The following is a 14,463-nucleotide window of genomic DNA, read 5'->3' as shown; positions in this document are numbered from 1 at the left end:
TAAAATTTTGAGATAGCCTCTTTATCGGTCATTTACCAAAAATGAATCATTGTACCTGATCCAAAGGTATCTTATAGTAATAAGTTTGATCTGCGCCATTTTCCTCCCGGAGGGCTTTCACATAAAGAGTGATGTTATCCTTCCAGCAAACGGTTTGCGGGAATATCTTGTCCGACCATAAGCCGAACATGAATTTGAATTCGCCGCCTGAGACCTGAAATACCTTTATAATTCCGGCTCTTTCGCCTTCAAGCTCGGTGCATGCATCCACACAATAACAATTCTGATTCAAAGAGAACAAAGCTTGGGTGCGGAGACCGTATTCTTCCCCGTTCGCTTTAGAGACGTATGAAATTCCTTCCCACTCAAGGCCTTCGTATTCGAATACATAACAATTCATTTCTGCAAGATATCCTTTGTATAGGTATTTACGATACGCATCGGATTGTTCATAGCAATCGGATAACACTTTTGTGTGCCCATTTTCCAGTGAAACAGAATAGCTCCCTTGATCAGTGGGTAACTGAACCGTGCTGTCCGGCTGTATGTTCTTATAGTTAGCCGATGCAGCTAAAAATTCAGCTCCGTCAATGGGAATGACCCAACGGTCTAAATGATCTTCTTCAGTGCCATATTCAAAGTCCTCGTGCCAATAGGTTATTTCCGGGATCGAGCCATGATCCGATTCCTCTGATGTATTAACCGGCTCCTTCTCCAGCAATATCTTTTGATTGTAAACCCATCCGGCAACCGGAATGACCGGGCTTTGCACATAATATTTTCCCTGTTCGCAGGTAATCAGGGCAACCGTATCGCCCTCGTTTCTAAAAGGTACGGTAGTAGTCTCTTCAATCTTTCTTTTGTAGAGTAACAACAACTGATCTTTGCTTTCCCGGATCGAGCATTCACACACGAAAAACGTCTGAAAGCCCTCTGCTGTAAAAGAAACCATCGAATCCTGAATTTCAAAATCATAACCGACTCCGATGTTGCTGGCATCTTCTTGAATGGTTTCTCCTGAGAGGATATATAAAGAATAGCTCCCAATCCAATGCTGACTGATGGCGTGTTCTGATTGTTCGGTTTCGTTGCCGGGTGATTGAGTCTTCGGAGTGGACGAACGTTTCCCAAAATTTATACAACCGGATAGTAGTATAATGCACAATGTTATTAAGATCCACTTTCTATTCATAAAAACAAATGTGTTTATTCATATTCCTATCTATAAATGTAAAACCGCCTTCCATACTGGTTCCGGCAGAATTACTCTTTCCGCATATCGTTTTCGTAACGGCCTGCTTCGCGGACGGTTCCGTCCTCGTTCAGATATTTAAAAGGGCCATGCTGTTTGTTGGCTTTGTAGGTGAATTCCGACTTTAGCTGGCCGTTGCTATAATAATATTCGCGGCTAATGCCTTCCAACTTGCCATTCAGGTAATTTTTGGAGCTTTCGGGCTTTCCATCAGTGAAATAGCGAATCTCTTCTCCTGTCTTTTCCCCTGCCCGGTAGGTAGTCGAACGTTCGGGGATGCCCGTATCACGGCGATATTCGATCCAGATTCCGTCTTTTTTGCCTTCCTTGTAAGTACCTTTTTTACGGAGATTTCCATTCTTTAGCGTTTCAGAATATTCGCCCGTCAGCAATCCGTTTTTATAGCTGCTGCGACGGGTGAAATCAATACTACCGGACAGATGCTCCACCCAATTTCCATCGGGCTTGCCATCTTTATAATAAGTATCGCGCACGAGGCTTCCTTCCTCATTGTATTTGCGGTCGCGTCCGTCCTGGTCTCCCATTTTATAGCAGACCTCCGTTTCGACTTTTCCATTTTGATAGTATGACTTACAGACACCGTGCAACTTTCCTTCCACGAACGTTCCTTCGCCCTGCAGGGTTTTGCCGTCGCCATAATATGTTTTACGATAGCCTTCTCTCCATCCATCCTTGTATGTGCTTTCCTCCGCAAGAACATTCCTCTTGAAATGGCGATACAGCCCGTCGTACATGCCATTCTTGAAAGAAGCCAGGATATATTCCGAATGATAGCCGTCGATGATGCGGTATTCGCCCTGTAACGGTGTTTTTTCCTCGTTCAGTTCCCGGAACAGCAACCGTCCGTCACCATAGTTAATGACGGACACTTCGTTTACTTGAAATACCTTTTCCTGAGCAACACTTGTGAATACCCATGCTCCGAGTAAGAGTAAAAGAATAACTTTTTTCATTGATTTCTTGGTTTATTTTGTGATAATAAATAATTGGAATATCTGCATTCTGCCTTTATCTGCCGTAGCGGATGAAAGTACGTTCGATACAGGGTTGCCCGATCGGTCTTTGTACTGTCAATCTTTACAAAGATTTTTTATTGGGAATAAATGCGCTTAGTATCTCTATATCTTTGGGACGGACCAGTACGTCTAATTTTATTATTTCTGCGGATTCCTTGTTCCTGAACTCAAGTTCCATAAATCTTTTCTCTAATCTTTTCATTGAAGTATCCATTCTTCTTGAAAGATAAACATGTCCATTACCGCTATCGGCAATATAGCTCTTATTGATAAAAGCTGTGTAGTCAGATGTAAATGCTATCCATAGTAAGAAACCCTTGCCGTTGGAGAAGTCAGTTGAGTCGCTGGCGTTTAAAGTCATTGTATGTATAATTTCTTGCCCGGTGGACTTTTGAACTTTCTTTATAAGTTCAGGTTCTATTATTTTCCAGTTCTTATTATTCTTGATTGCTCTGATAATTACAAAGAAGATGCTGAGTAATGCGATGATTACAAATAGTATTGCTATGATCAGTTTTATTCCAAGCATGTTTGTGATGTTCTTTTATTGAGTTGCTTTACTCCGTATTACGACTTTGTTTAGTTAGCGGCAAATATACTGTTTTTAATTCCGATGACCGAATGAAAATTGGTTTTATTGTTGAAATGCTAAATGATGAAGCGGAGATGAGCTGAGTTAATAAGCGAGTACGAATATATATGGCAAAAAGAGGAACTGTCGCATTTACACTTCATCAAAGAATTGCACGGCACCTTGGATACATTACCGGAATGAGTTTTATATATTAAGACTCTTCGGATAATCCGGTTGCTACGTTTTGTCTGTGTTTCATTTCAAAAAGTGAGTAAATGGCTGTTTCCGCTTACATGTACTTTCTCTTTTATCGGGCTGATAGGGAGCACAGGAACACAAAAACAGATTTTTGGACTCCAACAGCCGGGCTTAGGGGATCGGAAACCCAGGCTTTTCGGGTTGAAGCCCCTTGCTTTTCTCGAAAAGAAGTAAGCACTTTCCGAAAATGCTTACTTCTTTCGGGTGAAATGCTTACTTCTTTTGAAGAAAAATAAAGGTCTTTTGTTTCACATCTTCTTTTACCGGTGTTTCGGAGCGGCGTGAATCCATATATTTCTCTGGTTGCTTCCGAATGGCGAGCGCTTAGGAAAAGATAAAATGATTCCTTATATCCTTTATTTCTTTTTCTTTGTCCGGCTTCTATGTACTTATGCTTTCGCTTTTGTGCCAACTTCCCTTATCCGGATAATAAAAAGAAAATCGCCGATCCGTGTGGAAGGCGATTTTTCTTTGCGGACGTACTCTTGCCAGAAATAAGGCAATCTGAGCGGGTCCCGATTATCATTTTGACAAAATGTTACTCTATCAGTGCGAAGTCCAGTTGTTTCTTCTCCAGATTGGCCCGTGCCACTTTGATAGTGATCGCGTCTCCCAGGCTGTAGATACGGTTCTTGCGACGACCGCGCAGGCAGTAGTTCTTTTCGTCGAACTCGTAATAATCATCGTCCAGATCGCGGATAGGTATCATGCCCTCACATTTGTTTTCGTTCAGTTCTACGTAAAGTCCCCATTCCGTTACGCCGGAGATCACTCCGTCATAAGTCTGTCCCAGATGTTCGCTCATGAACTCCACCTGTTTGTATTTGATGGAAGCACGTTCGGCGTTGGCTGCAATCTGTTCCATGTTCGAACTGTGGTCGCACAGATCCTCGTACTTCGTTTCCGATACGCTGCGTCCGCCATCCATATATTTGGTTACCAACCGGTGCACCATCATGTCCGGAAAACGTCGGATAGGAGAGGTGAAGTGGGTGTAATAGTCGAAAGCCAGTCCATAATGACCGATGTTGTGCGTAGAGTAACGCGCTTTCTGCATGGCACGGATAGATACGGTTTCAATCAGGTTCTCTTCCTTCTTTCCTTGTATGTCGTCCAACAGGTGATTGATCGATTTAGAGACATCCGTCTTGGTTCCGCTTGTGCGAAGTCTGTAACCGAAACGGGCGATGAACTGTGCGAGGTTGTCCAGCTTTTCCGGATCAGGAAGGTCGTGGATACGGTAAGGCAGTACTTTGGCCTTCTTTCCTTTGGGTGCCTTGCCTATTTTCTCTGCTACGGTGCGGTTGGCAAGCAGCATAAACTCTTCTACCAGCTTATTGGCATCTTTGGATTCCTTAAAGTAAACGCTGATGGGTTTTCCTTTTTCATCGATTTCGAATTTCACTTCGTAACGGTCGAAGTTGATGGCTCCTGCCGCAAAACGCTTTTCACGCAAGGCCTTGGCTATGGTGTCGAGCATCAGTACCTCGTCCTTGAAGTCACCCTCTTTGGTTTCGATGATCTGTTGCGCCTCTTCGTAAGTGAAGCGGCGGTCCGATTCGATGACCGTGTGTACAATGCGCGAGTCTCTCACTTCTCCTTTTTCCGTGATATCGAATATGGCAGAGAAAGCAAGTTTCTCTTCGTTGGGGCGAAGCGAGCAGATGAAGTTGCAGAGACGTTCGGGCAACATCGGTATGGTGCGGTCTACCAGATAAACGGAAGTTGCACGCTTTTCGGCTTCTTTGTCGATGATGCTTCCCTCTTTGACATAATGCGTCACGTCGGCAATGTGTACGCCGACTTCCCAAAGTCCGTCCTTCAACGGGCGGATGGAAAGAGCGTCGTCAAAGTCTTTGGCGTCTTTCGGGTCGATGGTGAAGGTGGTTACTTTCCGGAAGTCTTCGCGGCGGGCTATTTCTTCGGCGGAAATCTCTGCGGGAATCTTATCTGCGGCTTTTTCTACCGACTGCGGATAGACGTATGGCAATCCGAATTCGGCCAGGATAGCGTGCATCTCAGTCGTATTGTCACCGGCTTTGCCAAGAATGTCGAGCACTTGTCCGATCGGGTTTTTAGCTTTGTCCGGCCACTCTGTGACCTTTACCACTGCCTTGTCGCCGGTCTTTCCGCCCTTCAGTTTATCTTTAGGGATAAAGATGTCGTTGGCAAGCGTACGGTTTTCCGTGACGAGGAAGGCATATGATTTCTCCACTTCCAGTGTGCCGACAAATGTATCGTTGGCGCGTTCCAGTATCTCGATCACTTCTCCCTCGGCCTCGCGTCCGCGACGTTTGGCATAAAAGGCGATGCGCACCTTATCGTTATTCATCGCATGAGCGGAGTTACGCTCGGCGACAAAAATCGGGTCTCCGCCTCCTTCGGGGATAAACGAGTTCTTCCCGTTGCTTTTACGTTGGAAAGTTCCGGTCATCTCAACACCGTGATTGTTTAGTTTATATTTGTTTTTATCTACTTCGGTAATGTAGTCATCGGCCAGGAGATCGGACAGGATATCCATGCAGAGCATTTTTAGCGGATGAGTGGTTAACTTCAGTTCCGAGAAAATATATTTCAGGCTGATAACCTCGTCTTGTTTGGCATGGAAGAAATCGAGAACCACCTTTGACAGTTCTTTCTTCTTCATTCTTTTGCCGGCTTTTTTTTCTTTCTTTTTAGCCATAATCGGTTCGTTTTATATCAATCAGTACAAAGTAAGCGATTAAATATTAATAATTCAAGATTTTCATGTACATTTGCCCCTCACATTATGAATAATCTAACAAATGGAAAGTGAAAAGTCTTCCAGGGAGAAGGGAATTTATAAAGTAACGATCGTGGGAAGTATCGTGAACTTCCTTTTGCTCGTTTTTAAATTCTTTGCCGGAATTGCCGGGCATAGTGCGGCTATGCTGGCCGATGCTGTCCATTCACTATCCGACTTCATCACCGATATTGTTGTCATTGTCTTTGTCCGTATCGCCGGGAAGCCCGAAGATAAGGGGCACGATTATGGGCACGGCAAATATGAAACATTGGCTACGGCCATCATCGGGTTGTTACTTTTGTGTGTCGGCTTCGGTATCTTCTGGAATGGTGCCTCTTCCATTTATACTTTTTTGCAGGGCGGACAGTTGGAGTCTCCCGGTGTAGTGGCATTGGTGGCGGCATTGGTGTCGATTGTGTCAAAAGAGATACTGTATCAGTATACCGTGATTCAGGGCAAGAAGTTAAATTCTCAGGCCGTGGTAGCCAATGCCTGGCATCACCGGAGTGATGCGTTATCATCCATCGGAACGGCTATCGGTATTGGAGGGGCCATTTTGCTGGGAGATCATTGGCGGGTACTCGATCCGATTGCCGCAGTGGTAGTCAGTTTCTTTATTATGAAGGTATCTGTGCAGTTGCTGATTCCTTGTGTGGACGAACTGCTTGAAAAGTCCTTGCCGGACGATGTCGAGAAAGAGATTGAACAGACCGTACTCTCTTTTCCGGGAGTGAGTCAGCCCCACCATTTGCGTACCCGCAGGATCGGCAGTTATTATGCCATCGAAATTCATGTCCGCATGGATGGGAAGATAACGCTGGAAGAGGCGCATGGCACGGCTACTGCTATCGAAAATAAACTAAAAGAGATGTTTGGGAAAGGAACCCATGTAGGCATTCATGTGGAACCAACGAAATAATTATCATTTGATCTGAATTTTATGGAGAGTATTCTAATTACCGGAGCAAGCGGATTTATCGGCAGTTTCATTGTTCAGGAAGCTTTGAAACGCAGGTTTGGTGTCTGGGCGGGGATCCGTGCATCCAGCAGTAAGAAATACCTGAAAGAACGCAAGATTCACTTCCTTGAGTTGGACTTTGCACACCCCAATGAGTTGCGGGCACAACTGTCCGGCCATAAAGGTACGTACAATAAATTCGATTATATCGTCCATTGTGCCGGCGTGACCAAGTGTGCGGACAAGAACGACTTCGACCGTGTCAACTATCTGCAGACCAAATATTTTGTCGATACGTTGCGCGAGCTTAATATGATTCCCAAGCAGTTTATCTATATCAGTACCCTGAGTGTATTCGGTCCGATACGTGAAAAGGATTATACTCCTATCCGTGAAGAAGATACTCCGGCTCCGAATACGGTTTACGGATTAAGTAAGCTGAAAGCGGAACTTTATATCCAGAGCCTGCCCGGTTTTCCGTATGTCATTTACCGTCCGACGGGAGTGTACGGACCTCGTGAGGCAGACTATTTCCTGATGGCGAAGTCCATCCGGCAGCATACGGATTTCTCCGTGGGATATAAACGGCAGGATCTGACATTTGTGTATGTGAAAGATATTGTACAGGCCATTTTCCTGGGAATCGAGAAGGAGGTTTCCCGGCGCGCTTACTTCCTGTCTGACGGGAAGGTGTATAAAAGCCGGGCTTTCTCCGATCTGATTCAAAAAGAATTGGGTGATCCGTTGGTTATTCACATCAAATGTCCGTTAATTGTGCTAAAAGTCGTATCTTTGCTCGCCGAATTTATAGCGACCCGTTCGGGAAAGAGCAGCACACTGAATTCGGACAAATATAAAATAATGAAACAAAGAAATTGGCAATGCGACATAACTCCGGCTGTGAAAGAACTGGGATATGCTCCTGAATACGATTTGGAAAAGGGAGTGAAGGAAACGATTGCCTGGTATAAGAACGAAGGATGGCTTTAGATTTATTTAAACGTGTAGAAAGCCGTAAGGGCTTGTTTGCTGTTGAGAAGATAACATTGATATATAATCTGTTAACTTCTATCTTGATTTTATTCATGTTTCAACGGATGGACCATCCGCTCCACATGTTGTGGGACAGGGCAGTGATTGCGGCAATGACTTTTTTGCTGATGTATCTCTACCGGTTGGCTCCATGTAAGTTTTCCGCTTTTGTGCGTATCGCTATCCAGATGAGTCTTTTGTCATACTGGTATCCGGATACTTTTGAGTTCAACCGTGTCTTCCCCAACCTGGATCATCTTTTTGCTACGGCCGAACAGTGGATGTTCGGAGGGCAACCTGCCGTATGGTTTTGCCACGCGTTTCCGCAAATGTGGGTGAGTGAACCCTTCAATATGGGGTACTTCGCATATTATCCGATGATTCTGGTGGTGACGTTGTTCTATTTCATCTATCGGTTCGATCTGTTTGAGAAGATGTCGTTTGTACTGGTCACCTGCTTTTTCATCTACTACCTTATTTATATATTCGTTCCGGTTGCCGGTCCTCAGTTCTATTTCCCTGCCATTGGTATGGATTCTGTCTCACAAGGTGTCTTTCCTGCCATTGGCGATTATTTCAATCACAATCAGGAGTTGCTTCCGGGCCCCGGCTATCAGCATGGATTCTTTTATAGCCTGGTAGAGGGTTCGCAACAAGTGGGAGAGCGTCCTACGGCGGCTTTTCCCAGTTCGCATGTCGGTGTTTCGACTATTCTGATGATTATGGCTTGGCGTGGCAGCAAGAAACTTTTTGCCTGCCTGTTGCCGCTCTATCTGTTGCTTTGCGGAGCTACTGTCTATATTCAGGCACATTATCTGATTGATGCGATTGCGGGCTTTATCTCTGCTTTCGTGCTGTATGTGCTGGTGACAAAGATGTTCAAGAAATGGTTTGCAGTGCCGATGTTTAAGTGATGGGGTGAAGTCCATCGAATATCCGGAAAAGCTCTTCTACCGACTCTGTTCGCAGCATGGCGATGCGTGTTTCCCGGAAGTTGGGTATTCCTTTGAATAAAGGAGTTGCTGCCAGATGGCGGCGGATATGGATAATCCCTCTGCGCTCGTCCAGGCGGGCTACACTGTTCAGCACCTCTTCACGCAATACATTCAGATACCACTCAAAGGATTCCTGCGGCAATTCTTCTCCGGTTTCAAGATAATGCTTCACTTCGCGGAATATCCATGGGCGGCCGATGCTGCCACGTCCTATCATGATAGCGTCTACTCCATACCGCTCAAAACACTCCTTGGCACCGGTAGCCGAAGTTACGTCGCCATTTCCTATGATCGGTATATGCATACGCGGGTTGTTCTTTACTTCCCCTATCAGGGTCCAGTCCGCTTCGCCCGTATACATCTGTGCCCGGGTACGTCCGTGAATGGCCAATGCCGCAATACCGCAATCCTGTAATTGTTCGGCCAGGTCGACAATGATTTTATGGTCCGCATCCCATCCCAGACGGGTCTTTACAGTAACGGGTATTTTGACTGCATCTACTACGGCACGGGTTATTTCAAGCATCTTCGGGATATTCTGCAACATACCGGCGCCTGCTCCTTTTCCGGCAACTTTCTTTACCGGACAGCCGAAGTTGATGTCTAATATATCCGGTTGTGCTTCTTCTACAATCCGGGCTGCGCCAACCATGGCTTCCGTATCTTTACCGTATATCTGAATGGCGACGGGACGTTCTTCGTCGCAGATGGTCAGTTTTTGAGTTGTTTTGTTGACGGAACGTATCAAAGCATCACTCGAGACGAACTCTGTGTATACCATATCGGCTCCGAACTTTTTGCACATCAGGCGGAAAGCGGGATCGGTGACATCCTCCATCGGAGCCAAAAATACAGGGCGTTCACCCAGGTCTATGTGGCCTATTTTCATCTTTTTACGATTTTCTATTCATTATTTGGCTGCAAAAGTACGGAAAAAACCCCTACCTTTGCACTCCATTCATTTATTTAACTGGATAGAAATTATGAAGAAAAGACTATTTTCCATTGCTCTGTGCCTGACTTTTATCTTGTCTGCCACTTCCGTTTCGGCTCAGGATGCTGCTTATAAAGAGGCGTTAAGCAAGATGCTCGAGGCCTCGGGCGCTATGACTACTGTGAAATCGATGGTTCCGCAGATGATCGGGATGATGAAACATACTTATTCGAACGTTCCGGATGAATTCTGGAAAACTTTTGAAGAGCAGTTGTCCGAAAAGGCAAACACACAGTTTATGGATATATATGTATCTATTTATTACAGGTATCTGACGATAAACGACCTGAAAAAGATTACCCAGTTCTATGAATCTCCTGTGGGAAAGAAGCTGGCCGAGTCCACTCCGGTGATGACTGCCGAGGCCATGGAAGCGGGTCAGCAGATCGGAATGGGGATTGCCCAGGAGATAGTGGCAAACCTGAAAGAAAAAGGATATATTCAGTAGTTGCGGACTCGTAACTTATAATTGGTAACTATGTATAAGATAAGTGACTTTGAAATAATGGCTCCGGTTGGCTCACGCGAATCGCTCGCGGCAGCCATCCAGGCGGGAGCCGATTCTATTTATTTTGGTATTGAGAATCTGAACATGCGTGCACGTTCGGCCAATACATTCACCATTGAGGACTTGCGCGAGATAGCCCGGACCTGTGACGAACATGGAATGAAGAGTTATCTGACGGTGAATACCATCATATATGACAAGGATGTTGAACTGATGCGTACCATTGTCGACGCGGCCAAGGAAGCGGGTATTTCGGCTGTGATTGCCGCCGATGTGGCGGTGATGAGTTATGCCAACAAGATTGGCCAGGAAGTGCATCTGTCTACGCAATTGAATATCTCGAATGCAGAAGCCTTGAAGTTTTACGCGCAATTTGCCGATGTAGTGGTGTTGGCGCGCGAACTGAATCTGGAACAGGTAGCGGAGATCTATCGTCAGATTCAGGAAGAACATATCTGTGGACCGGGCGGAGAGCTGATCCGTATCGAAATGTTTTGCCACGGAGCGCTTTGTATGGCTGTTTCGGGCAAGTGCTATCTGTCTTTGCATGAAATGAATCATTCTGCCAACCGGGGAGCCTGCATGCAGATCTGCCGTCGTTCTTACACTGTCCGTGATAAGGATACCGATGTGGAACTTGAGGTTGACAACCAGTACATCATGTCGCCCAAAGATTTAAAGACCATTCATTTCATGAATAAAATGATGGATGCCGGGGTGCGTGTATTCAAAATTGAAGGCCGTGCCCGTGGGCCCGAATATGTACGTACTGTTGTCGAGTGTTATAAGCAGGCTATTCAGGCCTGTCTGGATGGTACGTTTACCGACGAGAAGATTGCGGCGTGGGATGAACGCTTGAAAACGGTATTCAACCGGGGCTTTTGGGACGGTTACTATCTGGGACAGCGTCTGGGAGAATGGACTAAGAATTACGGATCGGCGGCAACCGAACGTAAGATCTATGTGGGGAAAGGTATTAAATACTTCTCCAACATTGGTGTAGCCGAATTCCTGGTGGAAGCGGCTGAAGTGAGTGTAGGCGATAAGCTGTTGATTACCGGCCCTACTACCGGAGCTGTGTTTGCTACGCTCGATGAGGCCCGTGTGGACCTGAAACCGGTAGAAACCGTGAAGAAGGGAGAGCACTTCTCTATGAAGCTGGATAAGATACGTCCGAGTGACAAACTGTATAAATTGGTTTCGACCGAAGAACTGAAAAAATTTAAAGGACTGGAATAAAGATGGAAAAGTATATCTATGAACTTACTTTAAAGGTACGTGACTACGAGTGCGACCTGCAAGGCATTGTGAATAACGCTAATTATCAACATTATCTGGAACATACCCGTCATGAGTTTCTTTCATCGGTAGGCGTAAGTTTTGCAAAACTGCACGAAGAGGGAGTGGACCCGGTGGTAGCCCGTATTAATATGGCCTTCAAAACCCCATTAAAGAGTGGTGATGAATTCGTTTCCAAATTGTATATGAAGAAAGAAGGTATCAAATATGTGTTCTATCAGGACATCTTCCGGAAAAGCGATAATAAGGTTGTCGTTAAATCGACGGTGGAAACGGTATGTGTGGTAAATGGACGTTTGAGCGATAGTGAATTATTCGACCGGATTTTCGCGCCTTACCTGCAATGAGCACCGATGAAGAACGGATATGCAGTATTGCACTGACGCAAATACCGGGCGTTGGGCATATAGGTGCCAAACGTCTGGTAGACGGTATAGGGAGTGCTGCCGATGTATTCCGTTACCGGACTGAATTGCCCGATCGTTTACCCGGAGTGAATCAGGCAGTTGTCGCAGCATTGGATTCTCCACAGGCATTGAAGCGTGCCGAACAGGAATATGAGTTTGTACGGGATAACCGTATCTCTTGCCTTACGATGGCAGATGAGGGCTATCCCTCCAGACTGCGTGAATGCGATGATGCTCCCGTCGTATTATTCTTTAAAGGAAAAGCCGATCTCAATGCTTTCCACATTATTAATATGGTCGGGACCCGTAATGCAACGGATTACGGGAAACAAATTTGCGTTAGCTTCCTGCAGGATTTGCAGGCTTTATGTCCGGATGTACTTGTTGTCAGCGGATTGGCTTATGGGATCGATATCAATGCCCACCGGGCAGCACTGGCTGTCGAGCTTCCTACTGTGGGGGTATTGGCTCATGGGCTGGACCGTATTTACCCTTCGTTACATCGTAAAACAGCCATTGATATGCTCCGGCAGGGTGGACTGTTAACTGAATTTCTTTCCGGAACAAATCCGGATAAACATAACTTCATCAGTCGGAACCGTATTGTTGCCGGTATCAGCGATGCCACTATTGTGGTGGAGTCTGCCGCTAAAGGCGGTTCTCTGATTACGGCGGATATTGCCGGGAGTTATCATCGCGACTGTTTTGCTTTCCCGGGGCGGGTCACTGATGAATATTCGAAAGGATGCAATCAGCTGATACGGGACAATAAGGCTGTTTTGTTGGAGTCTGCGGCGGATTTTGTGAAGGCAATGGGGTGGGATACCGGTTCACATACTATTAAACCGACAACCGTACAGCGGAATCTTTTCCCTGATTTATCTGCCGAAGAACTGAAGATTGTAGATATTCTCGGACGGCTGGGAGATTTGCAGATCAATGCGTTGATGGTGCAGGCTGATATTCCTATCAATAAGATCAGTGTCATTCTGTTTGAGCTGGAAATGAAAGGAGTAATCCGGGTCTTGGCGGGAGGAGTCTATCAGTTGCTTAAATAAAGGGGCAAAAAAAAGGAGTCACGCCTGACTCCAACCTTTTGTTAACCTTAAATCTAATACTATGAAAAAAATCACAATACAAATGTAATTCTCTTCGGATGATTCTCCAAATATTTCCCTGAATATTGTCTCTCTTTTGAATTCCTTCACGGTTTTTCACGGATATGCCTTTATAATGTCTCTTCTTCCTGTTTATTTAGCAGTCTTTAGGGAAGGATAAACCCCGTCAAACTTGCAAAATCGTTCCAATCGTTTCACACAACAAACCAGGCCCTTTATTTAGTTAGATTAAGTGTATTTCGTTTAATTTCAAAGCTCTATATTTGCTTTATACAAATAGAGCAACTATGGAGAATCGCATCTATATATTCATCTTTTGGGGGATCCTTTTCTTTTTGCCGGGTGAAGGTTCTGCGATGATGACGATGACGGATGCCATAAGGAAAGAAGGGTTCGATTTTCAAAAAATAGACTGGTCTGTTTTGTACGAGAAGATTGCTGCAGATTCACAGGTGCCCGATCAGAGAGATGTACTGATGTTATTGGATTACCATCGTGATGATCCTGTAAGATGTGAGTCTTTATTGCGTCGGCTTAACGGAGGAAAAGCTTACCATTACATTGCGAACCGGATATTACCGGAACTGTCGGTACCGCAAAGAAAACGGCTTCCGGCAATGACGGTAAAAGAAGTAAAGCCGGTATATGGAGTGGAAACTGCTAAACCGCTTCCCGGTAAACTTGCCGGAGGAGAGCCTGTCATGGTAAATAGGGAAAAATCAGTAATGGAATCGGAGAAGGTGCGGCGGCAAACGGTATTGGCCGTGAAGAACAATCTGCTTTATGACTTGGCATTGGCACCCAATATAGAAGTGGAAATACCATTAGGTAAGCGTTGGTCTTTGAATACTGAATACAAATGTCCCTGGTGGCTGAACAGCAGAGAAGAGTTCTGCTATCAGCTGCTTTCGGGAGGGGTGGAAGGACGTTGCTGGTTAGGAAATCGCCGGAAACACGGCAGGCTGACAGGACATTTTCTGGGATGTTATGCAGAAGGAGGTATTTACGACTTCCAGTTTAAGGGAGATGGTTATCAGGGAAAGTATTATGCAGCCTCGGGGTTTACGTATGGATATGCGAAACAGGTAGCCCGCCATCTTTCGTTTGAGTTTAGTGTGGGAGTGGGATACTTGACAACAGAATACCGTAAGTATACTCCTTACGAAGGCTCGTTAGTCTGGACAAATAGCGGACGTTACAATTTTATTGGGCCTACCAAAGCCAAGGTATCATTGGTCTGGCTTATAACGGCAAGGAGATAGAG

At 45.4% G+C, this 14,463-nt stretch carries 13 protein-coding genes; 8 read left to right on the top strand and 5 right to left on the bottom strand.

Annotated features, from left to right (window positions below; all coding sequences use genetic code 11):
• Nucleotides 1–46: 46 nt before the first annotated feature.
• The 4 genes from QK890_RS14085 to rnr all read right to left on the bottom strand — a co-directional run bounded on the left by QK890_RS14085 (nt 47) and on the right by rnr (nt 5,804).
• A complete protein-coding gene (locus QK890_RS14085; RefSeq protein WP_367627415.1) occupies nt 47–1,192 on the bottom strand; it encodes a DUF5991 domain-containing protein in 1,146 nt (381 codons plus the stop codon).
• Between the two features lie 71 nt (nt 1,193–1,263).
• Complete coding sequence (locus tag QK890_RS14080; protein ID WP_186993713.1) at nt 1,264–2,226, bottom strand: toxin-antitoxin system YwqK family antitoxin; 963 nt, start codon at nt 2,224–2,226, stop codon at nt 1,264–1,266.
• A 124-nt stretch (nt 2,227–2,350) separates the two neighbouring features.
• The gene (locus QK890_RS14075) at nt 2,351–2,818 is read right to left on the bottom strand and encodes a hypothetical protein (RefSeq protein ID WP_186993714.1); all 468 of its coding nucleotides are present in this window, start codon (nt 2,816–2,818) and stop codon (nt 2,351–2,353) included.
• Nucleotides 2,819–3,659: 841 nt separating this feature from the next.
• Complete coding sequence (gene rnr / locus QK890_RS14070; protein ID WP_165016808.1) at nt 3,660–5,804, bottom strand: ribonuclease R; 2,145 nt, start codon at nt 5,802–5,804, stop codon at nt 3,660–3,662.
• Nucleotides 5,805–5,907: 103 nt separating this feature from the next.
• Between rnr and QK890_RS14065 the strand changes: the two genes are divergently transcribed.
• The 3 genes from QK890_RS14065 to QK890_RS14055 are packed head-to-tail and all read left to right on the top strand — an operon-like array spanning nt 5,908 to nt 8,792.
• Complete coding sequence (locus QK890_RS14065; protein ID WP_005782889.1) at nt 5,908–6,807, top strand: cation diffusion facilitator family transporter; 900 nt, start codon at nt 5,908–5,910, stop codon at nt 6,805–6,807.
• A gap of 21 nt (nt 6,808–6,828) precedes the next feature.
• Nucleotides 6,829–7,836, top strand: coding sequence for an NAD(P)-dependent oxidoreductase (locus tag QK890_RS14060; RefSeq protein ID WP_186993716.1), 1,008 nt, complete (start codon nt 6,829–6,831; stop codon nt 7,834–7,836).
• Nucleotides 7,827–8,792 (top strand): phosphatase PAP2 family protein, encoded by a 966-nt coding sequence (locus QK890_RS14055; RefSeq protein WP_005782893.1) that lies wholly within the window; start codon nt 7,827–7,829, stop codon nt 8,790–8,792. The genes QK890_RS14060 and QK890_RS14055 overlap by 10 nt, the downstream gene beginning before the upstream one ends.
• Here the strand turns inward: QK890_RS14055 and dusB are convergent.
• On the bottom strand, nt 8,785–9,762 hold the full coding sequence (gene dusB / locus QK890_RS14050) for a tRNA dihydrouridine synthase DusB (RefSeq protein WP_005812515.1): 978 nt from the start codon (nt 9,760–9,762) through the stop codon (nt 8,785–8,787). The two genes, QK890_RS14055 and dusB, sit on opposite strands and share 8 nt — an antisense overlap.
• A 94-nt stretch (nt 9,763–9,856) precedes the next feature.
• Between dusB and QK890_RS14045 the strand changes: the two genes are divergently transcribed.
• From QK890_RS14045 to QK890_RS14025, 5 genes are all read left to right on the top strand, one after another.
• Nucleotides 9,857–10,315: a DUF2059 domain-containing protein gene (locus QK890_RS14045; RefSeq protein ID WP_005822479.1), complete on the top strand. Its 459-nt coding sequence runs from the start codon at nt 9,857–9,859 to the stop codon at nt 10,313–10,315.
• A 57-nt stretch (nt 10,316–10,372) separates the two neighbouring features.
• Nucleotides 10,373–11,614: a peptidase U32 family protein gene (locus QK890_RS14040; RefSeq protein ID WP_005812518.1), complete on the top strand. Its 1,242-nt coding sequence runs from the start codon at nt 10,373–10,375 to the stop codon at nt 11,612–11,614.
• Nucleotides 11,615–11,616: 2 nt separating this feature from the next.
• Nucleotides 11,617–12,021, top strand: a complete 405-nt coding sequence (locus QK890_RS14035) for a thioesterase family protein (protein ID WP_005782900.1) — start codon at nt 11,617–11,619, stop codon at nt 12,019–12,021.
• Nucleotides 12,018–13,139, top strand: coding sequence for a DNA-processing protein DprA (gene dprA, locus QK890_RS14030; RefSeq protein ID WP_367627414.1), 1,122 nt, complete (start codon nt 12,018–12,020; stop codon nt 13,137–13,139). Before QK890_RS14035 ends, dprA begins: the two co-directional genes overlap by 4 nt.
• A gap of 347 nt (nt 13,140–13,486) precedes the next feature.
• Complete coding sequence (locus tag QK890_RS14025; RefSeq protein ID WP_044301710.1) at nt 13,487–14,461, top strand: DUF3575 domain-containing protein; 975 nt, start codon at nt 13,487–13,489, stop codon at nt 14,459–14,461.
• Nucleotides 14,462–14,463 lie beyond the last annotated feature (2 nt).

Origin of the sequence: Bacteroides sp. NGMCC 1.200775 (assembly GCF_040798045.1) — a bacterium.
GTDB lineage: Bacteria > Bacteroidota > Bacteroidia > Bacteroidales > Bacteroidaceae > Bacteroides > Bacteroides hominis.
Note: the sequence above shows the minus strand (reverse complement) of the source record. Positions and strands in the feature narration are given on the sequence as shown.

Excerpts from the sequence above, each read along its gene's own strand:
- QK890_RS14085 (WP_367627415.1), bottom strand. The coding sequence starts at position 1,192 with ATGAATAGAAAGTGGATCTTAATAACATTGTGCATTATACTACTATCC.
- QK890_RS14080 (WP_186993713.1), bottom strand. The coding sequence starts at position 2,226 with ATGAAAAAAGTTATTCTTTTACTCTTACTCGGAGCATGGGTATTCACA.
- QK890_RS14075 (WP_186993714.1), bottom strand. The coding sequence starts at position 2,818 with ATGCTTGGAATAAAACTGATCATAGCAATACTATTTGTAATCATCGCA.
- rnr (WP_165016808.1), bottom strand. The coding sequence starts at position 5,804 with ATGGCTAAAAAGAAAGAAAAAAAAGCCGGCAAAAGAATGAAGAAGAAA.
- QK890_RS14065 (WP_005782889.1), top strand. The coding sequence starts at position 5,908 with ATGGAAAGTGAAAAGTCTTCCAGGGAGAAGGGAATTTATAAAGTAACG.
- QK890_RS14060 (WP_186993716.1), top strand. The coding sequence starts at position 6,829 with ATGGAGAGTATTCTAATTACCGGAGCAAGCGGATTTATCGGCAGTTTC.
- QK890_RS14055 (WP_005782893.1), top strand. The coding sequence starts at position 7,827 with ATGGCTTTAGATTTATTTAAACGTGTAGAAAGCCGTAAGGGCTTGTTT.
- dusB (WP_005812515.1), bottom strand. The coding sequence starts at position 9,762 with ATGAAAATAGGCCACATAGACCTGGGTGAACGCCCTGTATTTTTGGCT.
- QK890_RS14045 (WP_005822479.1), top strand. The coding sequence starts at position 9,857 with ATGAAGAAAAGACTATTTTCCATTGCTCTGTGCCTGACTTTTATCTTG.
- QK890_RS14040 (WP_005812518.1), top strand. The coding sequence starts at position 10,373 with ATGGCTCCGGTTGGCTCACGCGAATCGCTCGCGGCAGCCATCCAGGCG.
- QK890_RS14035 (WP_005782900.1), top strand. The coding sequence starts at position 11,617 with ATGGAAAAGTATATCTATGAACTTACTTTAAAGGTACGTGACTACGAG.
- dprA (WP_367627414.1), top strand. The coding sequence starts at position 12,018 with ATGAGCACCGATGAAGAACGGATATGCAGTATTGCACTGACGCAAATA.
- QK890_RS14025 (WP_044301710.1), top strand. The coding sequence starts at position 13,487 with ATGGAGAATCGCATCTATATATTCATCTTTTGGGGGATCCTTTTCTTT.